Source organism: Pseudomonas pseudonitroreducens (assembly GCF_021603645.1).
GTDB classification, from domain to species: domain Bacteria; phylum Pseudomonadota; class Gammaproteobacteria; order Pseudomonadales; family Pseudomonadaceae; genus Pseudomonas; species Pseudomonas pseudonitroreducens.
Map to the genome: position 1 here is coordinate 240,901 of NZ_BQHJ01000003.1, position 22,116 is coordinate 263,016.

19 protein-coding genes are annotated in these 22,116 nt (G+C 64.3%); 9 read left to right on the forward strand and 10 right to left on the reverse strand.

Annotated features, from left to right (window positions below; genetic code table 11):
* Positions 1–85: 85 nt before the first annotated feature.
* The 9 genes from L6D89_RS09015 to yaaA all read right to left on the reverse strand — a co-directional run bounded on the left by L6D89_RS09015 (position 86) and on the right by yaaA (position 13,446).
* Positions 86–1,198 (reverse strand): mannuronate-specific alginate lyase, encoded by a 1,113-nt coding sequence (locus L6D89_RS09015; protein ID WP_236199642.1) that lies wholly within the window; start codon positions 1,196–1,198, stop codon positions 86–88.
* 35 nt (positions 1,199–1,233) lie between these two features.
* Positions 1,234–2,646 carry an alginate O-acetyltransferase gene (locus L6D89_RS09020; RefSeq protein ID WP_236172802.1) on the reverse strand — a complete coding sequence of 471 codons (1,413 nt, stop codon included), beginning with the start codon at positions 2,644–2,646 and terminating at the stop codon, positions 1,234–1,236.
* A 9-nt stretch (positions 2,647–2,655) separates the two neighbouring features.
* Entirely contained in the window at positions 2,656–4,305 is a 1,650-nt protein-coding gene (algG, locus tag L6D89_RS09025) for a mannuronan 5-epimerase AlgG (RefSeq protein WP_373874937.1), read from the reverse strand.
* 104 nt (positions 4,306–4,409) lie between these two features.
* Positions 4,410–5,843 carry an alginate export family protein gene (locus tag L6D89_RS09030; protein ID WP_236199644.1) on the reverse strand — a complete coding sequence of 478 codons (1,434 nt, stop codon included), beginning with the start codon at positions 5,841–5,843 and terminating at the stop codon, positions 4,410–4,412.
* Positions 5,844–5,944: 101 nt separating this feature from the next.
* Positions 5,945–7,354 carry an alginate biosynthesis TPR repeat lipoprotein AlgK gene (gene algK, locus L6D89_RS09035; RefSeq protein ID WP_236199424.1) on the reverse strand — a complete coding sequence of 470 codons (1,410 nt, stop codon included), beginning with the start codon at positions 7,352–7,354 and terminating at the stop codon, positions 5,945–5,947.
* A gap of 13 nt (positions 7,355–7,367) precedes the next feature.
* Positions 7,368–8,540, reverse strand: coding sequence for an alginate biosynthesis protein Alg44 (locus L6D89_RS09040; RefSeq protein WP_236172799.1), 1,173 nt, complete (start codon positions 8,538–8,540; stop codon positions 7,368–7,370).
* 36 nt (positions 8,541–8,576) lie between these two features.
* The gene (alg8, locus tag L6D89_RS09045) at positions 8,577–10,058 is read right to left on the reverse strand and encodes a mannuronan synthase (protein ID WP_037015978.1); all 1,482 of its coding nucleotides are present in this window, start codon (positions 10,056–10,058) and stop codon (positions 8,577–8,579) included.
* Between the two features lie 212 nt (positions 10,059–10,270).
* Complete coding sequence (gene algD, locus L6D89_RS09050; RefSeq protein WP_236172797.1) at positions 10,271–11,581, reverse strand: GDP-mannose 6-dehydrogenase; 1,311 nt, start codon at positions 11,579–11,581, stop codon at positions 10,271–10,273.
* Between the two features lie 1,085 nt (positions 11,582–12,666).
* The gene (yaaA, locus tag L6D89_RS09055; protein ID WP_236199425.1) at positions 12,667–13,446 is read right to left on the reverse strand and encodes a peroxide stress protein YaaA; all 780 of its coding nucleotides are present in this window, start codon (positions 13,444–13,446) and stop codon (positions 12,667–12,669) included.
* 482 nt (positions 13,447–13,928) lie between these two features.
* Here yaaA and L6D89_RS09060 point away from each other — a divergent pair, with 482 nt between their 5' ends.
* The 9 genes from L6D89_RS09060 to ubiT all read left to right on the forward strand — a co-directional run bounded on the left by L6D89_RS09060 (position 13,929) and on the right by ubiT (position 21,431).
* Positions 13,929–15,320, forward strand: a complete 1,392-nt coding sequence (locus L6D89_RS09060) for a PhoH family protein (protein ID WP_017519020.1) — start codon at positions 13,929–13,931, stop codon at positions 15,318–15,320.
* 283 nt (positions 15,321–15,603) lie between these two features.
* Positions 15,604–16,110, forward strand: a complete 507-nt coding sequence (gene moaC, locus L6D89_RS09065) for a cyclic pyranopterin monophosphate synthase MoaC (RefSeq protein WP_236199426.1) — start codon at positions 15,604–15,606, stop codon at positions 16,108–16,110.
* The gene (locus L6D89_RS09070) at positions 16,107–16,355 is read left to right on the forward strand and encodes a MoaD/ThiS family protein (RefSeq protein WP_236199427.1); all 249 of its coding nucleotides are present in this window, start codon (positions 16,107–16,109) and stop codon (positions 16,353–16,355) included. The genes moaC and L6D89_RS09070 overlap by 4 nt, the downstream gene beginning before the upstream one ends.
* Positions 16,356–16,359: 4 nt before the next feature.
* Positions 16,360–16,812, forward strand: a complete 453-nt coding sequence (moaE, locus tag L6D89_RS09075; protein WP_236199428.1) for a molybdopterin synthase catalytic subunit MoaE — start codon at positions 16,360–16,362, stop codon at positions 16,810–16,812.
* 413 nt (positions 16,813–17,225) lie between these two features.
* Entirely contained in the window at positions 17,226–17,780 is a 555-nt protein-coding gene (moaB, locus tag L6D89_RS09080; protein WP_236174256.1) for a molybdenum cofactor biosynthesis protein B, read from the forward strand.
* Positions 17,777–19,012, forward strand: coding sequence for a molybdopterin molybdotransferase MoeA (locus L6D89_RS09085; protein ID WP_236199429.1), 1,236 nt, complete (start codon positions 17,777–17,779; stop codon positions 19,010–19,012). The genes moaB and L6D89_RS09085 overlap by 4 nt, the downstream gene beginning before the upstream one ends.
* A 55-nt stretch (positions 19,013–19,067) precedes the next feature.
* A complete protein-coding gene (gene ubiU, locus L6D89_RS09090; protein WP_236174254.1) occupies positions 19,068–20,063 on the forward strand; it encodes a ubiquinone anaerobic biosynthesis protein UbiU in 996 nt (331 codons plus the stop codon).
* Between the two features lie 10 nt (positions 20,064–20,073).
* On the forward strand, positions 20,074–20,964 hold the full coding sequence (locus L6D89_RS09095; RefSeq protein WP_236199430.1) for a U32 family peptidase: 891 nt from the start codon (positions 20,074–20,076) through the stop codon (positions 20,962–20,964).
* Entirely contained in the window at positions 20,958–21,431 is a 474-nt protein-coding gene (ubiT, locus tag L6D89_RS09100; protein ID WP_373874938.1) for a ubiquinone anaerobic biosynthesis accessory factor UbiT, read from the forward strand. The genes L6D89_RS09095 and ubiT overlap by 7 nt, the downstream gene beginning before the upstream one ends.
* Before the next feature lie 126 nt (positions 21,432–21,557).
* Here the strand turns inward: ubiT and L6D89_RS09105 are convergent, their stop codons facing one another.
* The gene (locus tag L6D89_RS09105; RefSeq protein ID WP_236199431.1) at positions 21,558–21,926 is read right to left on the reverse strand and encodes a putative zinc-binding protein; all 369 of its coding nucleotides are present in this window, start codon (positions 21,924–21,926) and stop codon (positions 21,558–21,560) included.
* Between the last annotated feature and the right edge of the window lie 190 nt (positions 21,927–22,116).

A 22,116-nucleotide genomic window follows, 5' to 3' on the forward strand; every position in this document is an offset into this window, starting at 1 on the left:
GAGCAAGCTCGCTCCTACAGGTCCCCGGGCGAATTACGCGAAGCGTTATCCGCCCTACGGGTCATTCAGGGAGACACTCGCTGCCTCAGCTCCCCGCCCCCTGACGGTTGAAAACCTTGGTCACTTCGCCCCCCAGGCGGAAGCTGTTGAACGGCTCCATCTTCTTCTTCCAGTCCTGGGTCTTCGGCGCGCAGCTGTAGAGCGCGCAATAGGGTTCCAGCCAGGCGAACTTGCTGTTCTCCTTCAGGTCTGCCATGTCCTGGTCGTTGCCGGTTTTCTGGTCGAATGCGTTCTGGTCATCCACGCCTTGCATGACGCGGTTGGCCAGGCGCTGCAGGGCGCCGTTGTTTTCCTGGCGCAGGTCGACGCCGTTCACCTGGGCGAAGGCGGCGATCATGGTCAGCGGCGGCAGCGAGTAGTTGTGGTACGACAGCGCACGCTGGCGGCGCTTGAGCTCGTTGGGCAGGTAGCCGTCGTTGTCCACCTGGTTGGCGGCGACCTTGAACTCCTGCACCGACCAGTCGAACAGGTCGCGGCGGTTGGTCACCACAGCGGTGGACATCACCGACCAGGCGGCCCAGTAGGAGTGGTTGTTGATCTTCTTCAGCGGCAGGTCGCTCCAGTCGCGCACCACCTGGCTGCCCAGGGTGCTGAACCAGTTCTCGATCTCCTTGGATTGCTCGGAGTAGGCCGCCAGTGGGCGGCTGCTGGAGAACTTCAGGCGCATGTAGGACGACGACAGGCTGCCGAGGGCCCATTTGCGCATGGACTTGCCGGTGTGGTTGTAGTCACTGCTTTCCAGCGCGCCGGCCTTCGCCCAGGCATCCAGCCAGCTCATCGCGCAGTCCAGGTCGCCCTTGTTGCCGCTGCGCATGTACTGGGTGATGAGCTTGGTGGCGCCGCGCTCCATGTCGGTGATGTCCTTGATCTGAGTGCGGAACTCCTTGTCCGCATCCGCGTTGAAGGTGGCACGTGCCGAGTCCGAACCCTTGTACTTGCTGGTGAACTGCAGGCTGCCGGTGTAGGGCGTCGGGGCGGTGGGGCAACTGTCCGCGTCTTTCTTGCTGCCCTTGTCGCCGACGGCGGAGAAGTAGCCCGGCGGTGGCATCAGGTCGGCGGCATAGGTGGTGCTCTCGCCGAACAGCGCGCCGAGTACCGCAATGGTCAGGCCGATGCGGGCGACGACGGGGGTCTTGATCTTGTGGAGGCTGGGCATGGTGCTTGTCCCTCGCTTCAGTTGGCGGCCACGTCGGCCGACTTGGCTTTGGGCGTCTGACAGAGCTTGGCCTCGACTTCCAGGCCCGCCGGCATGTCGTCCGGCGCCTCGATCTCCAGGGAGAGGAACTGCTGGTTCGACCAGTCTTCGTCGTTGCGCAGCTCGAAGACGTAGCGTCCGCCGGTATCCACGGCCTTGGACTGCTCGATCTTCAGCTGCTCGCGACGACCGTTCATGTACCAGATGGTGTTCTTCAGCTCGTGCACGCCGGGGTCGGAGTAGGTGACGTCGGCGGTGTAGCTGCCCGAGCGGATCGGCAGGGCGCCGCTGTTGAGCAGCACCTCGTTGCTGCCCGCGTGCAACTTGACCTTGCGGCTGATGGCCGGCTTGCCGTCGGCGCAGCCGTTGTCCACCAGCGGCATGGCCTGGCGGTAGAAGCTCTTCTGCGCCATGTCGTAGTGGGTGGCGAATTCCCAGATGAGGATCTTCGGCGGCTTGTCGTGGAATTCCTTGCTGGTCATGTAGGCCAGCAGGGAGCTGTCGAAGCCGCCGCCCGACACGGCGTTGTTGAGGATGTCGACCTTGCCGTACTGCTCCAGGAAGCCGGCGAAGTTGTAGGCCGGGCCGCTGTTGGAGGTACCCACCAGCGCAACCTGGGCATCGCCGCCTTCACCGAACAGGTCACCGCCGCCCGAATCGCCCACCGGCTCGGTCTCGAAGCGGTCGACGTACTGTGGGGCGTAGCTGCTGCCGCACAGCTGCGCGGCAGCCTTGTGGAAGGTGCCGAGCTTGGACAGCAGGCCCACGCGCTTGCTCTCGAATTCCTTCTTGGGAATGTCGTTGTAGGCGGGGATTTCCTTCAGGGTGTCGGCGACGATCTTCGCGCTGCGCATCGCGCCATACGGCGTCCAGTGGTGGTCGCCCTTGAAGTAGTACGGGTGCTCCTGCTTCTCGTCGAACAGCGGCGAGAAGTCCGGGGTGTAGATGCCGGCCTTGCGGAACTGTGCGATGGCCGCCTGGTAGTTCTTTTTCGCCAGGTCGTAGTTGAAGCTGGCCTTCTCCTGCGGGTTGAGCTTCTCGCGGTTCACCAGGCCACGGGTGGGCTGGTACACCACGACCAGATCGATACCCTTGCGCTTGAGTTCGTCGCGCAACTGCTTGAGCTCGCGCCAGCCTTCGGCGCTGGTGCCGAAGTCGGTGCGCAGGTCGTAGGTGGTGCGGAACAGCCAGTCTTCCTGCGCCGGTACCAGGTGGGTGAAGAAGCCCAGGTACTTGGTGTTGTACGCCGCGTCGTTGGATGCGGTGGGGCACAGGCCGGCGGCCGGTTGAGCGGTGTAGCTCGGTGCGTCGGCGGCACCGGCCTGGTGGGCAAACAGCAGGGCGGCGGAGAGGCCCGACAGGCGCAGCAGGTTGATGGTCATGTTGTTCATGGTCGGTCCTCAGTTCTGCAGTTCGGCCTGGCTTTCGACGGGGTCGATCAGCACCGCGCGTTGCTGGCGCACCAGCAGGTCCAGGATCTGGTCCTGCTTCTCGCCGAGCACGCCGTTGAAGCTGATGCCGGAAGATTTGGTCGGGCCGAGCATGGCCACCTTGTAGAGCTCCAGCGACAGCGGCGAATCCACCGACAGCGGGCCCGAGCCATTGCCGGCCAGCTTGCCGCCGACCACGATCAGCGAGACCTTGGTGTCGAAGGGGTCGAGGTCGATGTTGCGGTCGGTGTCGGTCAGGTCCTTGATGTGGCCGTAGACGCCGATGAGCTTGTTGCCGGCCGCGAGGTTCTCGTACAGGCGGATGTTCACGCTGTTACGGATGCGGATGCCGTGGCGCAGGTTGGCCAGCACCTGGTTGCCGTAGATGAGGTTGTCGCCCGACTCGTAGAGCGTGATGCCGTCGGAGTGGTTGCGGTACACCTCGTTGTAGGCCACCAGGTTGCGCTCGGAATTACGGTCGAGGACGATCCCGGAGAGGTGGTTGTCGTAGGTCTTGTTGTGGATGATCCAGCTGTCGTTGACCTCACGGGAGACGATGATGCCGTGCTTCTTCTTGGTCCCGTAGACGGTGTTCTCGGCGATGACCAGACGGTGTGAACGGTCGTGCGGGTCGATGCCGTAGACGATGTTGTTCTTGTAGGTGTTGCCGCGCACCACCAGATCGTCCGCCTCGTAGCAGTAGAAGCCGTACCAGGCGTCCTCGAAGGTCGAGCCGATCACCCAGCCTTTGGGGCGCGGGCGCTTCATGGTCTTGTCCATGCCAGGGCTGTACTGCGAGATGGAGATGCCGTAGGCCTTGGAAGCGTTGTAACCGAAGCTGGTGAAATGGCTGTTCACCAGGTAGGCCTCGGCGCCGCCCCAGGAGATCAGGAAGGGGCGGAACTCGTTGGGGGTCTTGTACCAGGCCGGCTCTTTCTTCGCTTCGTTCCAGGCGGTGACCTTGGTGTCGCGCACGAACAGTTGGCCATCGTTGACCAGGAATGAGCCGCGGTCCTGGGACAGGCGCAGTTCCTTGACCTTGCCGTCGATCTCCAGGGTCGCGCCCTGGCTGACGACGATCGGCAGGCGGGCGATGTAGACGCCCGGTTCGACCTGCTCCAGGGCGGTCTTCGGCAGCTTGCCGGCAAGCTCCGCGAGGTTGACGTAGCCTCCGTCGATGAAGATCGCCTGGGGCATCTGGCGCTGGCGCTTCACCCACTCGGCGAGACGGTTCTTGCCGCCGGTGAATTCCTTCAGAGGCTGCTGCTGGACCATCCGCTCGATGTGGGCGCGGCCGGCCTTCTTGCGCTCGATCTTCTTCTCCACCGCTTCGGCGGTGTAGCCGGTGAGGTCGGGCAGCTTGGGCGGTTCCAGGTGCAGCGGTTCGCTGGGCGCAGCGGTCACGGTGTAGTTGCCGGACTCCTTCAGCGTCTGGGTCTTGCCCGGCTCGCTGCCGGGATGTTCCTCGGCGGTTTTCTCTTCGCTGCCTTTCGCGGCGGCCTTGGTACTGCTCTCGGCCTTGGCCGCGGGCTGCGCCGCCCAGACCGGTGCGCCGGCGCTGAGCAGGCCGCCGAGCAGCAGCGCGGTCAGCGGCAGGGCGTGTAACGGGTGGCGGTTCATGGCCATGTCTCCTTGCGCGCGGTCATCCGCCAGGCACCCGGCTACGCGCCGGGAACGGCAGAGTGCGAGCGCGGGTAGCTGACGGATGTTCATCGCTACAGTCCTCAGAAGCGCCAGATCACATCGACGAAGGCGTGGTGCATGGTCGAGTCGACGTGGCTGCCGTAGGCGTCGCCGGGCTTGAACACGCCACCACGGAAGCGGATCAGCGCCGACGGCTCGTCGATCGCCTGGCTCATCGACGCCGGCAGCAGGCCCTGTTTGAAGTACTTGGTAACGACCAGGTCGACTTCCTGGCCGACGTCTTTCGAGTCGTTGACCATGGGTGCACTGATGCCGCTGTTGCCGATGTCCGAGTCGCCGTCCACGCGCCAGAACTTGTGGTACACGAGGCTCGCGTCGTAGTCGTCGCGCAGCTGCCAGGAGCCGAACAGGGTGGCGTCCTGGAGGTTGGAGAGTTCGCCGCGGAAGGCCTCGCCGAAGCGGTGCACGCGCGAGCGGGTGCCGGTGAAGTTGGAGCGGTTGCTCTCGAGGCCGGTCTGCTGGAACTGGTCCTCGCCGTTGTGGCCGCCGCCGCTGCCACGGGCGTAGCCGATACCGGTCTTCCACTGCTCGTCGATGTTCCAGCGCAGGCCGAGGTCGACGTCGTAGGCATTCACATCGCCGCTCTGCTTGCCGGTGGCGATGCGGTCGTTGCCGATGGTGGTGCTGGTCAGGCGGTCGCGGTTACCGGTCAGCCAGGTGGCGCTCGCCCAGTAGTTGAGCGGCATCTGCGAGCGCGGGTTGTAGCCGTCGCCGTTGGCTTCGATGCCCACCCAGGTGAGGTCGCCGGTGTAGGTCTTGTCGAGGCTGTCGACTTCCTCGCCCGGGTCCTTCAGGTGGCCGCTGTCGTCGGCGTGGTGCAGGCGCAGGCCGACCCAGTGGTTGGGCAACCACTGCGTGGAGATGTCGCCGAAGACATGGGTGCGGTCCTTGTCTTCCGGGGCGAGTTCGGTGAGGTCGGTGCGGTATTCGGAGAAGCGCTGGGCGACGCCGGCGTGGGCGCGCAGCAGGGTGGTATCGAAGGTCCAGTTCAGCGCTTCGATGTTAGTGTCCTGCCACATGCCGCTGTCATCGCGCAGGCGCTGGCGACCGAAGCGCAGGTGCTCGCCCGGGTATTGGGTGAGGCCGGCGTAGTCGACCCAGAACTCGCGCAGGGCCAGGTAGCTGTCGTCGCGTTCGCGGCCGTCGTCGCTGTTGTCGGAGTCGTTGGAGGTGGCGTTGTCTTCCTGCAGGGTGTCGGTCTGGATGGTGTCGGTGGCGGTGACCGCCTGGCCCATGGTGTAGGCGCTCCAGTTGCCCCACTGGCCGAAGGCCCAGGGGCGCAGGTCCAGGCCGATGCCGTTGAGGTCGCCGCCGTGGGCGGTGCCCAGATCGCGATCATCCTCGGATTCGGCGGTGACCTTGATGTCGATGCCGAAGTTCTTCGGCGGTTCTTCCGCCGCATGGGCGAGGCTGCCGAACAGGGTGCCGGCGAGGCTCAGGCCGACGCCGAACATGGCAGGGAACAGGCGGGCGCGGCGGACAGCGGTAGCCAGAGCTCGCGGCTTAATCCCTTCGATAAGAGCAAACGGCGGGGTGGTCATCGGGTCGATGCGCTTCATAGGTTTTCTTGTTCCTGGTTGTTCTGCAGAAGGCTGACGGTGGCTTGCCAGTTGGCGCCGCGAGCCTGTTCTTCACGCTTGAGCAGTTGCTGCGCGGCGCTGCGGTCGGCCGGCTGGATCTGTGGTTCGATCTGCGCCATCAGGTCGCTGGCGGTGGGCACCTGCTGGCGCTGGGCGAGCTCGCCGAAGACGTAGGCGTTGACCAGGTTCGGGCGCACGCCACGGCCCTGCGAATACAGCTGGGCGAGGGCCATGTCGGCGCTGGCCTGGCCGGCGCGGGCGGCGATCAGCAGGTGATCCACGGCCTTCTGCGGATAGACCTGGCCGAGGAAGCCGCGGCGGTAGATCTGGCCCAGGTAGTAGTGCGCCTGGGGTTCGCTGGCGGCGGCCTTGAGCAGGTGCTGCTCGGCTTTCTGCGGCTCCTGCGGGGCCCACTTGCCGTCGTAGTAGAGGCGCCCGAGGAGCAGCTCGGCGCGGGGCTGGGCGGCGTCCTGGGCTTTCTTCAGGTAGTCGAGCATCTGGTCGAGGTCGCCCAGGTCGGGGTTGTCGTACTGCAGCTTGGCCAGGCTGACCCAGGCGGCCGGGTAGGTCGGCGCGATCTCGGTGAGCAACGCCTGCGCGGCCTGCGGGTCGGCGGTGCCGATGTTCGGATCGGCCAATACGCCGGCCACCGATTCGACGCGCTCGGACGGCACGCGGCCGGCCTTCCAGCCCGCCTTGAGTGCTTCGATGTGGGCCTTCTGCTTATCCGCGTTGCCCTGCTTCTGGTACACGGTGGCCAGTTCCATCCAGCACACGTCCATGCGGTTCAGCCAGCGCTGGCAGACCTGCTCGACTTCGGCGAGGTGTTGGTCGTAGGTGCCCTGGGTGCGGTACAGGATGATCTGCGCCAGGTCCGCCTGCGGCAGTCCCTGGGCGCGCCACTGGTCGATGCGCTGCTGCGGGTTCACGTTCGGCCAGGCCTGCGGGTATTGCAGGTAGAGGACGATCAGCGGCACCAGTGCGCTGTCCTCTCCCTCGTTGAAAGCGCGGCTCAGCAGTTGCTCGGCTTCGCGGTGCTCGGCGTCGCTGCCGCCGGGCTTGGCTGCCAGCCACTTGCCCAGGCGGGCGCGGGCACGCGGCGAGCTTTCGGCGGCTTCGCGGTAGAGCTTCTCGGCGCGGGCCTGCTCGTCGGGGTCGCCGGTGGCGGCCTGCATGTCGGCCAGTCCGACCTGTGCGTCGGCGTAACCCATGGTCGCCAGGGCCTGGAAGTTGGCCTGGGCGGTGGCGATGTCGCCGCGCTCCAGGGCTTCCTGGGCCAGTCGCTGGTCGGGCAGGCCGGCGCAACCGGCAGCTGCGGCAATGGCCAGCGCCAATCCAAGGTGTCGGGCCAGGTCCGGGGCGTGTCGCAAGACAGGTCGATTCATGCGGGCAGTCCTCTTAGCGAGCGGTGGCCAGGGCCATCGCCTTGTTCAGCAGGGTGCGGCCCGGCAGGCCGCCGATGCTGACTTCAGTCGGGCGGCCAGCCATCTGGCTGTCGAGCGGCTGGTCGGGGGTGATCTGCACGCGGATTTCCGAGGACAGGTCACCGTCCACCGGTGCGGTGCGCAGGATGCGGCCGCCGCGTACTTCGCTGTCGCCGGCGACCTGGAAGTTCACGTGGGTGCCCGGCGAGAGTTCGGCGGCGTTGCGGTAGGGGAAGCGCGCCTCGACGGTGGCGGTGCTGTCACGCGGGGTCAGGGTGAAGATCACGTCGCCCTTGTTGGCGAACTGCCCATTGGCGACGCGCTGCTCGACCACGCGGCAATCGCACGGACTGGTCAGGGTGCCTTTCATCTGGTGGCCGAAGAGCTTCTCGATATTGCTCGGGTTGAGCTGTTCTTCGGTCAGGTTGCCCTTGAGCAGGTCCAGCAGGTTGGCGGAGAAGGAGGCGATCGGCGCGCCCTTGGCGACTTCCGCGCCCGGCTCCACCAGGCTTTCCACGGTGCCCTCGCGGGGCATGGTGATCTGCTGGTTGGCCACGCTGACCACGCCCGAATCGGCATGGGTGACGAAGTACAGGTTGTAGATCTGGTTGAGGATCACCGCGAAGGCGCCGACGCCGACCACGAAGATCGCGGTGCTCACGGTGACGGCGCGGAAGCGCCCGAAGAAGCCCATGCCGCCGGAGCCTGCGCCGTGCTTGCGGGCCTTGGTGAAGTTCTCGCGCTGCAGGGTGTTGAGCATGTCGCCGACGCTGATCACCTCGCCTGCCAGGTAGGAGGTGATCAGGTAGCGCAGGGCAGCGATCTCGCGTGGCTTCAGGTGCTGGAATTCGCAACCGACGCGGCCGCTGTCGCGGTCGTAGGAGCGCACCTGGAATTCCACTTCCAGGGAGAAGCTGATGCTGTCGATCTGGAACAGCAGCTTGCCCTTGTGCAGGTCGCCGACCTGTACCGGAGTGTTGTTCGCCGAGGCGAACGCGAAGCCACCGGCGGACAGGTCCAGCAGGCGCGCATCGACACCTTCGCGGTTGCCCCCGATGTAGCGGATGCGCGCGGGCAGCTTGACCCTGGCGTGCTGGCGCTGGGCTTCGGATTCATGCACGACATTGACGTTGACGGCGGTATTCATGAGGTCGAGTCCTGTTCGTAGCTAATAGGAAGTCGGTCAGACGATGGTCAGCAGTACGGCGACGAAAACGCTGGCCGCGGAAAAGGTCATGGCGCGCGAGGACCAGGTGTTGAACCAGCGCTGGAAGCTGGCCAGGCCGCGATCGAGCTTGGTGTTCTGGCGGGTCCAGGACTGCTGGTCGAGGCGGAAGAACACGTAGATCTTCACCAGGGCGCCGACGATCTGGTTGTAATAGAGGATCGCCGGGTAGGCCGGCCCGATGTGGTGGCCCGACAGCGACAGCAGCAGGGTCAGCACGAAGCGGGTGATGCCGATCCACAGCAGGTAGATGAGCAGGAAGGCGATGCTGTACTTGATGCTGGCGATGATCGCGGCGACCAGGCCGAGCAGGCAGGTCCACATCGACAGGCGCTGGTCGAACAGCACCACGCTGGTGAACCAGCCCAGGCGCTGCGGGCCCAGGGCCAGGGCGCGGGAGTTCTGCCGCAGGTTGTTGCCGTACCAGCGGAACATCAGTTTGCGGCTGGCCTTGATGAAGCTCTTCTCCGGCGGGTGCTCGACCGTGTTGATCGCCGCGTCCGGCACGTAGAAGGTGTCGTAGCCCAGGCGCATCAGGCTGTACCAGCTGGACTTGTCGTCGCCGGTGAGGAACTGGAAGCGGCCCAGGCGCCAGTGGTCCAGGTGGTCGCTTTCGACGTCGGTGATGAAGTCCGGGTCGGTGACCACGGCAGCGCGGAATACCGACATGCGCCCGGTCATGGTCAGCACGCGCTTGGACAGGGCCATGGAGCACATGTTGATGTGGCGCTGAGCGAAGCGCAGCTTGTGCCACTCGCTCATCACGTAGCTGCCGCGCACTTCGCAGAATTCGTTGGTGGTCAGGCCGCCGACGTTGGGGAAGAGCTTGAACCAGGGCACGGTCTTCTTCACCACGCCGGGTTCGAGCACGGTGTCGCCGTCGATCACCGCGACTACCGCGTGTTCGTCCGGCAGGTGGCGGGAGATGGCACGGAAGCCGTGGGCCAGGCCGTCGCGCTTGCCGGTGCCGGGGATGCGCACGAAGTCGAGCTTGACGTGGTCCGGCGGGTTGAGCTTCTGCCACTGCTGCTTGATCAGCACCTCATCGGACATCTCGACGATGGAGCACACCACGGTGGTGGGGTAGCCGCAGGCAATGGCTTCTTCGATGACCGAGCGATAGACCATGGAGGTGGTCAGCGCGTCGATGCGGAAACTGGTGACCATCAGGTACACGTGGGACGGGTCGGCCGCGTCGCCGAGCTTGCGCACCTTGCGCCGGTAGTGCGGGTAGACCAGGTAGAGGAACAGCATGCCGCGCAGGAAGTGCAGGCCACCCATGGAATAGCGCCAGATACCGACCGCGCCGATCAGCAGCAGGAAGTCCTTGGACTCGGCGTCGAATACGGTCGGTGGCACCAGCAGCGCCAGCAGCATCAGCAGGCTGAGAAAGACCAGCCAGCCGGTGGCTTCACCGATCACTCGTTTGTAGGTTTCCATCGTCGTCTGTCCGTCTGGTGGGGCTTGGTTACCGGCCCGCTGGGCGGGTCGGTAACCGGCGCTTTTGGTTTCTGAAGGCATGGACTCGATTGAGCGAGCTAGAGTCCGGTTAGGCGGAGAGGGACGAGGAAGTGGAGTTCACTGAAGTGAATGAGCATTTCCGAGTTCCTCTCCAACGACACCGGGCCGACGCGCAGCCAATCGAAACCCAATTACCAGCAGATGCCTTCGGCGCGGTCGTCTGTGACACTCGGCATGAAGCCGATCAGGTCGACGACCTTCTTGCCCGCGGGTGCCTTGTTCACCACGTCGACGAACAGCTCGTCGCCGTTGCCCAGTACCAGCACGTCGGAGGTCTTCACCACGGCGTCCAGGTCCGAGACCAGCAGCGAGGAGACATGCGGGATCTTCGCTTCGATGTACTCCTTGTTCGCGCCATGGACGCGGGCGTACTCGACGTTGCGGTCGAAGATCTGCAGCTCGTAGCCCTTGCCGATGAGCATCTCGGCCAGCTCCACCAGCGGGCTTTCGCGCAGGTCATCGGTGCCGGACTTGAACGACAGGCCGAGCAGGCCGACCTTGCGGCTGCCGTGGGCGGCGATGATGTCGAAGGCCTTCTGCACCTGGTGCTGGTTGCTGCGCATGATCGAGCCGAGCATCGGGTGTTCGATGTCCAGCTGGCTGGCGCGGTAGGTGAGGGCGCGGACGTCCTTGGGCAGGCAGGAGCCGCCGAAGGCGAAGCCGGGCTTCATGTAGTAGCGCGAGAGGTTCAGCTTGCGGTCCTGGCAGATCACGTCCATCACCTCGCGGCCGTCGACGCCGACTGCCTTGGCGATGTTGCCGATCTCGTTGGCGAAGGTGACCTTGGCGGCGTGCCAGACGTTGCAGGTGTACTTGATCATCTCCGCTACCTCGATGGTCTTGCGGATGATCGGCGCGTCCAGTTCGCGGTAGATTTCTTCCAGCAGGTCGCCGGTCTGGGCGTCCAGCTCACCGATGACGGTCATGGGCGGGAAGTCGTAGTCCTTGATCGCGGTGGATTCGCGCAGGAACTCCGGGTTGGTGCCCACGCCGAAGTCGGCGCCGGCCTTCTTGCCCGAGCAGTCCTCGATGATCGGGATCACCACGTTGTTCACGGTGCCCGGCAGCACGGTGCTGCGCACGACCACGGTGTGGCGCTCTTTCTTCTCGCGGATGGCGTAGCCGATCTCGCGGCACACGGACTCGATGTAGCCCAGGTCGAGGTCGCCGTTCTTCTTGCTCGGGGTGCCGACGCAGATGAACGACACGTCGGTATCCAGTACGGCCTTCTTGAAGTCGGTGGTGCCGGACAGGCGACCGGTGCGGATGCCCTGTTGCAGCAGCGGCTCCAGACCCGGTTCGACGATAGGCGACTTCCCGTTGTTGATCAGATCGATCTTGGTGGTGGACACATCCACCCCAACGACTTCATGGCCTCGTGCGGACAGGCAGCCGGCACATACTGCGCCAACATACCCAAGACCAAAGATGCTGATACGCATCGCATTCACCTCTTCAATGGTCGAACTGTTTAAAGTTGCCCGGTAGGGCGATTTATTCAGGTTGAGCGAACCCCCGGAGTTCACTGAAAAGTGCTCTCCGTACTTCCTTCCAGGCAGGCATGGGAATCGAGTGCTAAACTTCAGAGCACAGTCTGGGTGCAAACTTTTTATGTTTGCCCTGTTATGTTTCAGGCAGGTTGCAAAGTTGGTGCGGCGTCTGCCTGGCGTGCTCCAGTTTGGTTAGATGATTGCCTCTTCATCTGAAAAGTTCAGTGATTTCATTGAGTTGTGGTTTTTCTGGAAGGTCGGCAAGAACTTGTCGAAATATCCTCAGAACCAAACTCCAATTTCCATCGAGGCATTTTTGTTTTGCCAACGATGGTCGTTGCGCAAATAGGATTTATCCGAAATGCGGTTAGTTCCTTCCGCCCATCTCGCCTTTGAAATCATTTGAAATATCCATTTGATATCACTTGATGCTGCACTAATGGCAAAACACGGATTGTCTTTGCCAGTGCAAAGTGCAATGTCTGGGAAAGTTCCATTGAAATTTTCGTTAAAAACGACCGTGTATCGTCGTCAAGACATTCGTTCAGCTGCCGTTCAGCTTTCTCTCTTGCAAAGTGCAATCGTGAAATGCATGTCATGGCCAAAGGCTGTTAATGGCCAATGGATTACAAGGCAGGGAGCGAATCAGGACGATTTCCATCCTTCCGACGGGTTCGGGCGGGCGAAAAAATTTCTCACGATTAATCCTGAAGCGGACGAACGGTCATTGAGCCCCTTCCTGCTGTGTGGACATTCGGGGTTTTTTTGAGCAGGAAACGTACAGTTCAGCCCCGTGTGACCGGGCAGTCCCATGGTCAATGGCTTACAGGCCACTTGGAATCAGCCGTCCTCGCCGCCCTTTTCTTGTAGGAGCGAGCTTGCTCGCGAACCTCCTGCGATCTATGAAGCGAAAGCGGTTCGCGAGCAAGCTCGCTCCTACATAAAGCAGGGCGGCTGCCAAGGACAGAGGGGGTGAAACGAGAACGGGAGCCCATCCACGACTGGAAAGGCTCCCGTTTGGTGCAACACAAGGTGGGTCAGTCTTCAGCGTGGTCGCGCAGGAATACCAGCTGGTCAGCCTTGGAGTGCTTGGCGCTGTAGGCGTAGCCCGCGTAGTTGAAGTCCTTCAGGCCTTCGGGGTTGCTCAGGCGCTCCTTGATCACGTAGCGCGCCATCATCCCGCGGGCCTTCTTGGCGTAGAAGCTGATGATCTTGTACTGGCCGTTCTTCAGGTCCTTGAACTCGGTGTCGATCACCCGCGCGTTCAGCGCCTTGCGCTTCACCGCGCCGAAGTATTCGTTGGAGGCCAGATTCAGCAGTACGTCGTCACCCTGCTCGGCCAGGGACTCGTTCAGCCAGCCGCTGATGCGCTCGCCCCAGAAGGCATAGAGGTCCTTGCCGCGGGCGTTGGCCAGCTTGGTGCCCATTTCCAGGCGGTAGGGCTGCATCAGGTCCAGCGGCCGCAGCACGCCATAAAGGCCGGAAAGCATACGCAGATGCTGCTGGGCGAAATCGAAGTCGTCTTCGCTGAAGTCCTCGGCCTGCATGCCGGTGTAGACGTCGCCCTTGAAGGCCAGCAGCGCCTGCTTGGCGTTGGCCTGGGTGAACTCCGGGTGCCAGCTGCCGAAGCGCGCGGCGTTCAGGCCGGCCAGCTTGTCCGACAGGTGCATCAGCTCGGCGATCTGCGCCGGGGCCAGTTCCCGCAGGATGCCGATCAGTTCCTGGGCATCGTCCAGGTGCTCGGGCAGGGTGAAGCGCTGCGTCACCGGCGCGGTGTCGTAGTCCAGGGTCTTGGCGGGGGAAATCACCATCAGCATCGTGCGGTCTCCTACAAGCGAGCGGCGATTGTAAGGAGTCGCGGGCGTTGGCTCCACCTATGGGGACGATTAGCTTCTCTATAGAGGCGGGCGCAGGACGCAAAGGCCCGGCCTGGTGCGGCTCGTGCTGTCGGGGCGGCGGGCTAAGGGACTGATCCAGCGAGGGAAAGGCGGAGAATTGCGGGAGGTTGGACTCCTAAAACTAGCGCTGTCCGAGGCCCTCGCCAAGGTATTTCGTCGTACGACGAAAAAAACTTTCTTAGGAAGGAAAAAGACTTTTTATCGTCATGTTTTTTCCTGTATTTGTTGAGACGTAGACCGCCGAACCCTGCAGACAGGTGGCGGCCCCGGCCCGGCCCGTCCTCTTATGCAGTTCTCTCGAACCCTGCCCTGATCCCAGGCTTCGAGAGCCGGTGGTTCGCAGCACGGCGGAGCGCTGTAGCGGCATTCCGTCGAACGCCCCCACAAGAGGTGACCCGCGTATGGATGACCACGGACGCTCCCGCCCCACCCAGCCCACCTTGTACGTCCTCGACACCAACGTCCTGATCCACGATCCCAACGCCTTGCTGAATTTCCAGGAGCACCACGTCGCCATCCCGATGACGGTGCTGGAGGAACTGGACAAGCTCAAGACCGGCAAACACACCGTAGCCGCGGAATGCCGCCAGGCGATCCGCCTGATCGACTCGGTGCTGGGCGAAGCCTCGCCCGAGCAAGTGGAGGATGGCGTACCCATCCAGCGCGGCAAGAGCGGCCCCTGTGGCAGCCTGTCGATCCTCATGAGCAAGCGCGCGGAGCCGATCACCTGGCTGCCCGAACACCTCAACGACAACAAGATCATCAATCAGCTGGTGGAACTGAAGAGCCGCCATAGCAGCAAGCGGGTGGTGCTGGTCACCAAGGACATCAACATGCGCCTGAAGGCGCGTGCCTGCGGGGTGTTCGCCGAGGATTACCACACCGACCAGCTGGTCGATGACATCAACCTGCTGTCGCGCGGCTACCACTCGCTCAGTGGGTCGTTCTGGGACCGCGTCAGCAAGGTGGAGACGCGCCAGGATCGCGGGCGGACCTGGCACCGCGTGCAACTCACCGACAACCTGCCGGCGGTGCACATCAACGAGTTCATCGTCGATGAGCAGGGCTTCGTCGGCTGGATCAAGGGCATCGACCAGGACGAGCTGACCATCCTCGACCTGCACCAGGAGCCGCTGCTGCACCAGGAAGCCTGGGGGCTGCGCCCGCGCGATGTCTACCAGTCGCTGGCGCTTTATGCGCTGCTGGACCCGGACATCCACCTGGTCAACCTGTCCGGCGCTGCCGGCTCGGGCAAGACCATCCTCGCCCTGGCGGCCGCCATCGAGCAGACCATGGTCACCAAACGCTACAAGCGCATCATCGCGACGCGCAGCGTGCAGGGGCTGGACGAGGACATCGGCTTCCTGCCCGGTACCGAAGCCGAAAAGATGGAGCCCTGGCTCGGCGCGATTACCGACAACCTCGAAGCGCTGCATTCGGATGATGAGTGCACCCACGGCAGCGTCGACTACATCCTCAGCAAGGTGCCACTGCAGTTCAAATCGCTGAACTACATCCGCGGCCGCAGCTTCCAGCAGAGCCTGATCCTCATCGACGAGTGCCAGAACCTCACCCCGCACCAGATGAAGACCATCATCACTCGCGCGGGCAACGGTTCGAAGGTGGTCTGCCTGGGCAACCTGGCGCAGATCGATACCCCCTACCTGTCGGCCACCAGCTCCGGCCTGACTTACCTGACCGAGCGTTTCAAGGACTTCCCCCACGGCGTGCACGTGACCCTGCAAGGGGTGCCGCGCTCGGTGCTGGCAGAGTTCGCCGAAGCGCACATGTAAGCCACCTTCACTCACTCAGCAGGGCCCGCCATCTGGCGGGCCTCTTTATTCCTGCTTCCAGGCTGTTCGCGAGCAAGCTCGCTCCTACAAGAGCCTGTCGGGGCGGACCTGGAGGAAAGAGGGGGACGCCCAGTTCTTGCTCGCGAACCTCGGCGACGCAGGAGCTAACCCTCGCATACCTCTTCTTGTATACAATCCTCCCTCCAACGCGCCGCTCGCCGGTCTGCCAGCCCCGCGAGTCGGGGTTAAACTGTTCCCCTGATTCTCCGGAGATTTCCCACTCGTGCTGACCCATCTCGATTCCCAGGGCCGCGCCAACATGGTCGATGTCACCGAAAAAGCCGTGACCTCCCGTGAAGCCGTGGCCGAAGCCCGGGTGCGCATGCTCCCGGATACCCTCAAGCTGATCCAGGATGGCGGCCACCCCAAGGGCGATGTGTTCGCCGTGGCGCGCATCGCCGGCATCCAGGCCGCGAAGAAGACCCATGAACTGATCCCGCTGTGCCACCCGTTGCTGCTCACCAGTGTCAAGGTCGAGCTTTCCGCCGAGGGCACGGACACGGTGCACATCGTCGCCCGCTGCAAGCTGGCCGGGCAGACCGGCGTGGAGATGGAGGCGCTGACCGCTGCCAGTGTCGCCGCCCTGACCATCTACGACATGTGCAAGGCAGTGGACCGCGGCATGACCATCGAAAGCGTGCGTCTGCTGGAGAAACTCGGCGGCAAGAGCGGGCATTACGTGGCGAACGATAGCGTCGCTGACCAGAGCAGCGCAGGAGACACCCCATGATCCGCGTGCAGTACTTCGCCCGCTACCGCGAAGCCCTCGGCCTGGATGGCGAGCAATTGAACTGGAGCGACTCCCTGAGCAGCCTCGACGACCTGCGACGGCTGCTGCTGGAGCGCGGGGGCGCCTGGGGTGTGCTTGGCGAGCAGAACCTGATGTGCGCGCGCAACCAGGAGCTGTGCTCGCTGGACGAGCCCCTCGTCGATGGCGACGAGGTGGCGTTCTTCCCCACCGTCACTGGAGGCTGAGGCCATGGCGATTCGCGTCCAGCCGGCGGCGTTCGATCCGGGCGCCGAGCTTAATGCGATGCACGCCGCCAATGTCGGCGTCGGCGCGGTGGTCGGCTTCGTCGGCTACGTGCGCGATTTCAATGATGGTCGTGAAGTCGGCGGCATGTTTCTCGAACATTACGCCGGGATGACCGAGAAGGCGCTGGCGAAGATCGAGCTCGAAGCCAATCAGCGCTGGCCGCTGCTGCGCCTGGAAATTCTCCACCGCATCGGTCGGCTGGAGCCGGGCGAGCCCATCGTCTTCGTCGGCGCCGCCAGTGCCCACCGCCAGGCGGCGTTCGATGCCTGCAACTTCGTCATGGATTACCTCAAGACCCGCGCGCCATTCTGGAAGAAGGAAGACACCAGCGACGGCCCGCGCTGGGTCGAAGGCCGTTGCAGCGATCAGGCTGCTGCCGAGCGCTGGAAGAGCTGAGCCGGCTGGCAACGGCGCCACGGCTCTCGCAGAAGCAGCCGTCATGCAGCGGGAAATCCGCGCGTCTGGATGCGCTCTCGTCCCCCTGGCTGCGCGTCCCCCTGCATGGGCGAGGGGCACTGTGCCGGCTGACGCAGTTGTTTCACCCTGCAGCGAGCGGTCCCCTCTCCCTTTGGGAGAGGGCTAGGGTGAGGGCTGATCCGAGCGCAGGACTATCTCGCAGGGCGCTCCTGCAGATTCACAGCGAATTTTCTGCTCTGCATGTCGCGGATAGGGTCCACTCCTACACATTCGCACGGTGGATTACTGCCCCGCACGCGCCGGGGTAGTACCTCCTAGGAGGAATGGGCGGTAGGGGAGAAGGGGCGCAGGCTGGCGCCAGCCCTTTTTTGCTCCGAATCGGAGAGCCCCTCATGAGCCATCTCAGCACCCCGGAATTCCAACCGCTGGAGATCGCTGTCCTCACCGTCAGCGATACCCGCAGCCTGCACAACGATACCTCGGGCCAGGCCCTGGTCACCTCGCTGCAGCGCGCCGGCCACGCCCTCGCCGAGCGCCGTCTGGTGATCGACGACATCTACCAGATTCGCGCCGTCGTCTCCGCCTGGATCGCCGATCCCAAGGTCCAGGTCGGCCTGATCACCGGCGGCACCGGTTTCACCCTGCGCGACAACACTCCACAAGCCGTGGCGCCCTTGCTGGAACGCACCGTGGACGGCTTCGGCGAACTGTTCCGGCAGATTTCCCGCGAGGAAATCGGCACCTCGACCATCCAGTCCAGGGCCATCGCCGGCATCAGCAACGGCACGCTGATCTGCTGCCTGCCGGGCTCCACCGGCGCCTGTCTGACCGCCTGGGAAAAGATTCTCGTGCAGCAACTCGACAGTCGCACCAAGCCGTGCAATTTCGTCCCCCATCTCAAGCGCCTGCCCGAGCGCCCGGTGCTTGCCTGCGGTACCCGCTCGTGAGCGGCTGCGGCTGTTCCGGCTCCGGTCTGCGCCCGGTGGACGAGGCCATTGCCGCACTCATGGACTTCGTTCCCCCGGCGCCGCCAATCGTGCGCGTCGACCTGGAAAGTGCGCTGGGCCGCGTCCTCGCCGAGGACATTCACTCACCCATCGACCTGCCTCTGTGGGACAACAGTGCGATGGACGGTTATGCCCTGCGCTGCGCCGACACGGGCCCATCCGGCGCGCGACTGAAGCTTGCCGGGTACATCGCTGCTGGCGATGCCGCCGAGGTCGAGCTGCAGTCGGGGCAGGCCATGCGCATCTTCACCGGCGCACCTCTGCCGCCAGGCGCGGACAGCGTGATTGCCCAGGAAGACTGCGAGGCCGATGGCGACTGGTTGCAGGTTCCGGTCGTCGAGCACGGCAGCCACGTTCGCCGTCGCGGGGAAGAGCTTCGCGTTGGCGATGCGCTGCTTGGCGCCGGCAAGAAATTGCGCGCCCAGGACCTCGGCCTGCTGGCCAGCGTTGGCCTGGACCGGGTCCCGGTATACCGGCCGTTGCGCGTTTGCCTGCTCAGCAGTGGTGACGAATTGCGCGAGCCCGGTGAGCCACTGGCGCCGGGGCAGATCTACAACGCCAACCGCTTCAGCATCGCCAGCCTCCTGCGTGGCTGGGGCATCGAAGTGCATGACTATGGCGTGCTCGCCGACACCTTGGCGGCCAGCCGCGATGCGCTGAGCCTTGCTGCGGCCGAGTGGGACGTGCTGATCACCAGCGGAGGCGTCTCCGTGGGGGATCGGGACTACCTCAAGCAGGCAATCCGCGAACTGGGCGAGTTGCATCTGTGGAAGCTGAAAATGCAGCCGGGCAAGCCACTGGCCTTCGGCAGCATCGCCGGCAAGCCGTGGATCGGCCTGCCGGGTAACCCGGCCGCCGCGCTGGTCACTGCACTGGTGGTGGCGCGGCCATTCCTCTGGCGTGCCCAGGGGCGCAGCACGACCGATACCTTGCCGGTGATGTTGCCGGCGGGCTTCGATTGGCCCACGGCCAATCCGCGTCGCCAATACCTGCGCGCGCGACTGGAGCTGGATAGCACCGGTGTGGCACGCATCTGCCTGCATCCGCAACAGGGTTCGGCCATGTTGCGCGCGGCGAGCTGGGCCGATGGCCTGGCGGTAGTGGAGGCCGGGCGCATTCTGCACGCCGGCGAGCCGCTGCCATTCCTGTCTTTCAGCGAACTCGGCGCCTGACGCCGTTCCCGGCCGCCGGCGGGGGCCGGCGGCCTCCGCATTGCCCGGGGGAAGCATGCAACTGGTCTGTCCGGCGGGAAGTCTGCCCGCCTTGAAATCGGCCCTGCGCGAAGGCGCCGACGCCATCTACGTCGGCTTTCGCGACGATACCAATGCCCGGCACTTCGCCGGCCTCAACCTCGACGATCGCCAACTGCGACAGGGCGTGGAGCTTATCCACAATGCCGGCAAGCAGATGTATGTGGCGGTCAACACCTACCCTGGTGCGGCCGGCTGGGCACGCTGGCAACGCGCCGTGGACCACGCCGCCGACCTCGGCGTGGATGCACTGATCGCTGCTGACTGCGCGGTGCTTGGCTACGCTGCCAAGCGCCATCCGAACCTCGCGCTGCATCTTTCGGTACAGGGCTCGGCCACCAACGTGGCAGCGCTGGCGTTTTACCACGAGCGCTACGGTATCCGCCGCGCCGTACTGCCGCGTGTGCTCTCGCTGGCGCAGGTGCGCCAGGTGGCGGCAAACAGTCCGGTACCCATCGAAGTCTTCGCTTTCGGCAGCCTGTGCATCATGGCTGAGGGACGCTGCCACCTGTCGTCTTACGTTACCGGCGAGTCGCCCAACCTCTGCGGCGTCTGTTCGCCGGCCAAGGCGGTGCGCTGGAGCGAGGAGCCCGAAGGGCTGACCTCGCGCCTCAACGACGTGCTGATCGACCGTTACGCGCCGGACGAGCCGGCGGGCTACCCGACCCTGTGCAAGGGCCGCTTCGTGGTCAACGGCGAGCGCTTTCATGCCCTGGAAGAACCTACCAGCCTGAACACCATCGACCTGATCCCGCAGCTGGCGGAGATCGGCGTGGCGGCGGTGAAGATCGAGGGCCGGCAACGCAGCCCGGCCTACGTCGAGCAGGTCACCCGCGTCTGGCGCCAGGCGCTGGATGCGTGGCAGCGCGCGCCCGAGAACTACCGTGCGCTGACGCAGTGGCAGGACGCCCTGGACAAGCTTTCAGAAGGCCACCAGACAACCCTGGGCGCCTACCATCGTTCCTGGCAGTGAGGACCTCGTGATGAAACTCAGCCTGGGACCGGTGCTGTTCTACTGGGACCGCCGGACACTCCTGGATTTTTATGCGCAGATGGCCGAGCAGCCGCTGGACACCATCTACATCGGTGAAACGGTCTGCTCCAAACGTCGCGCGCTGTCGCTGGACGATTGGCTGGGGCTGGGGCGCGAGCTGCAGCAGCAGAGTGGCGCGGAAATCGTCATTTCCGGCCTGGCGCTGATCGAGGCCGCTTCTGAGCTGTCGTCACTGCGCCGGCTGTGTGCGAACGGCGAGTTGCGGGTCGAGGCGAGCGACATGGGCGCGGTGCAGATTCTGAGCACCCTTGGCGTCGAGTTTGTCGGCGGCCCTGCGCTCAACGTCTACAACGGCCATACGCTGGCGGAGCTGCACGCCGCAGGTCTGCGCCGTTGGGTGCCGCCGGTGGAATGTTCGGGTGAGCAGATCCAGGCGGTGATCGAGCAGTTGCGCGAGTTGGGCGTCAGCGATGTGGAAACCGAGGTGTTCGCCTACGGCCATCTACCACTGGCGTACTCGGCTCGCTGCTTCACCGCGCGGGCGGAGAACCGGCCCAAGGACGACTGCCAGTTCTGCTGCCTGAACTATCCGGAGGGTATGTCGATGTTCAGCCAGGAAGGTGTGCCGCTATTCACTCTCAATGGAATCCAGACGATGTCCGGCGAGGTCAGCAACCTGTTGGCGGACTATGCCGCGCTGCATGACTGTGGCGTCGATCTGCTGCGTCTGAGCCCTCGCGCCGAGGGCATGGTGGAGGTAGTGCAGGCGTTCGACCGAGTGCGCCACGGAGCCACACCGCCGCTGGCAGTGGCGGGTTGCAACGGTTACTGGCACGGCCGACCGGGCATGTTGCGTAGTGATGAGGTGAGTCTGTGCTGACTCTGCAAACCGGCGCCCTGCGCGCCGCCGACCGCCTGTTGCCGCTGGCTGTGCATATTCCCTCCAGGCTGCAACGCATGGTGTTGCAGCGTGCCGCCAACCGGTTGTTCGCCGATGCGCTGGCCGATGGTGCCTTCGATATCCTCGAAGGGCATTGGCTGCGCCTGGAGGTGAGCGATCTCGGCCTGGCCTGGAGCTTCACCCATGACCGCAATGGTCTGCGTTTTGCCGAGGCTTGTGCGCCAAGCGTGACCATCCGCGGTAGCTGGCGCGACTTCCTGCTGTTGGCAGGGCGACAGGAAGACCCGGATACGCTGTTCTTCCGTCGTCGCCTGGTGATCGAGGGGGATACCGAACTGGGCCTGGCCGTGAAGAACCTGATCGACAGCCTCGATCCGGACAGCCTGCCTCCTTGGCTGTGGAGCGCCATGCGCCGTGCCAGCCAGGTGGTGCAGGAGAACGCCTGACCGGCATTTCGTAGGATGGGTGGAGCTTGCGATACCCATGCTGTCCTGGCACGCCAATCGATGGGTATCGCTTCGCTCCACCCATCCTACGTCGGTGTCTGTTCTTTCGCCTTGTGCAGTGGTGGTTCAGGCCGGGGTGCGCACGAGGAACTGCAGCTCCTCGTAGAGCATCTCGAAGTCCTGAACGGGTGCATCCTGACCGTAGCGCTTCTTCAGCCCATATTCGGTCAGGGTGATCTCGTGCTCGGCCTTCACCCCGTGGCGCGCCAGGCAGTTCTGCACGCAGTGCAGGTGGCAGCCGTCCACGGCGATGATCGGCCGGCCGGAGCAGGCCTTCTTTACCAGCGCCGGTACGTCGCCGCCCACTCCTGCGATGCAGGACATTTCCGCCAGGCCGTCACGATCCAGACGCAGGGCTAGGTCGTTGGCCAACTGCGCGAGGTTGGAGCAGCCGGAGCAGGAATAGACGAGGGGCAGGTGTGGCGAGGGCGACATGGGGGCCTCCAGGGTGAGTCCCGCAGTTTCCTGCCGCCATGGGCTGGCGCGACATGATCTGAATCAAGTCGATGATTGGACTATGACCATTGAGGTAGGTCGGGTTGGGCTTTCGCAGGACCAAAGGGGGACGCCCAGTCCTTGCTCGCGAGCAATTTTCGCTGTGGGGCATTCGCGAGCAAGCTCGCTC

What these genes read in the sequence shown, in the direction of transcription:
- L6D89_RS09020 (WP_236172802.1), bottom strand. Translation starts at nt 2,646, where the DNA reads ATGAACAACATGACCATCAACCTGCTGCGCCTGTCGGGCCTCTCCGCC.
- algG (WP_373874937.1), bottom strand. Translation starts at nt 4,305, where the DNA reads ATGAACCGCCACCCGTTACACGCCCTGCCGCTGACCGCGCTGCTGCTC.
- L6D89_RS09030 (WP_236199644.1), bottom strand. Translation starts at nt 5,843, where the DNA reads ATGTTCGGCGTCGGCCTGAGCCTCGCCGGCACCCTGTTCGGCAGCCTC.
- algK (WP_236199424.1), bottom strand. Translation starts at nt 7,354, where the DNA reads ATGAATCGACCTGTCTTGCGACACGCCCCGGACCTGGCCCGACACCTT.
- L6D89_RS09040 (WP_236172799.1), bottom strand. Translation starts at nt 8,540, where the DNA reads ATGAATACCGCCGTCAACGTCAATGTCGTGCATGAATCCGAAGCCCAG.
- alg8 (WP_037015978.1), bottom strand. Translation starts at nt 10,058, where the DNA reads ATGGAAACCTACAAACGAGTGATCGGTGAAGCCACCGGCTGGCTGGTC.
- algD (WP_236172797.1), bottom strand. Translation starts at nt 11,581, where the DNA reads ATGCGTATCAGCATCTTTGGTCTTGGGTATGTTGGCGCAGTATGTGCC.
- yaaA (WP_236199425.1), bottom strand. Translation starts at nt 13,446, where the DNA reads ATGCTGATGGTGATTTCCCCCGCCAAGACCCTGGACTACGACACCGCG.
- L6D89_RS09060 (WP_017519020.1), top strand. Translation starts at nt 13,929, where the DNA reads ATGGATGACCACGGACGCTCCCGCCCCACCCAGCCCACCTTGTACGTC.
- L6D89_RS09070 (WP_236199427.1), top strand. Translation starts at nt 16,107, where the DNA reads ATGATCCGCGTGCAGTACTTCGCCCGCTACCGCGAAGCCCTCGGCCTG.
- moaE (WP_236199428.1), top strand. Translation starts at nt 16,360, where the DNA reads ATGGCGATTCGCGTCCAGCCGGCGGCGTTCGATCCGGGCGCCGAGCTT.
- moaB (WP_236174256.1), top strand. Translation starts at nt 17,226, where the DNA reads ATGAGCCATCTCAGCACCCCGGAATTCCAACCGCTGGAGATCGCTGTC.
- ubiU (WP_236174254.1), top strand. Translation starts at nt 19,068, where the DNA reads ATGCAACTGGTCTGTCCGGCGGGAAGTCTGCCCGCCTTGAAATCGGCC.
- L6D89_RS09095 (WP_236199430.1), top strand. Translation starts at nt 20,074, where the DNA reads ATGAAACTCAGCCTGGGACCGGTGCTGTTCTACTGGGACCGCCGGACA.
- L6D89_RS09105 (WP_236199431.1), bottom strand. Translation starts at nt 21,926, where the DNA reads ATGTCGCCCTCGCCACACCTGCCCCTCGTCTATTCCTGCTCCGGCTGC.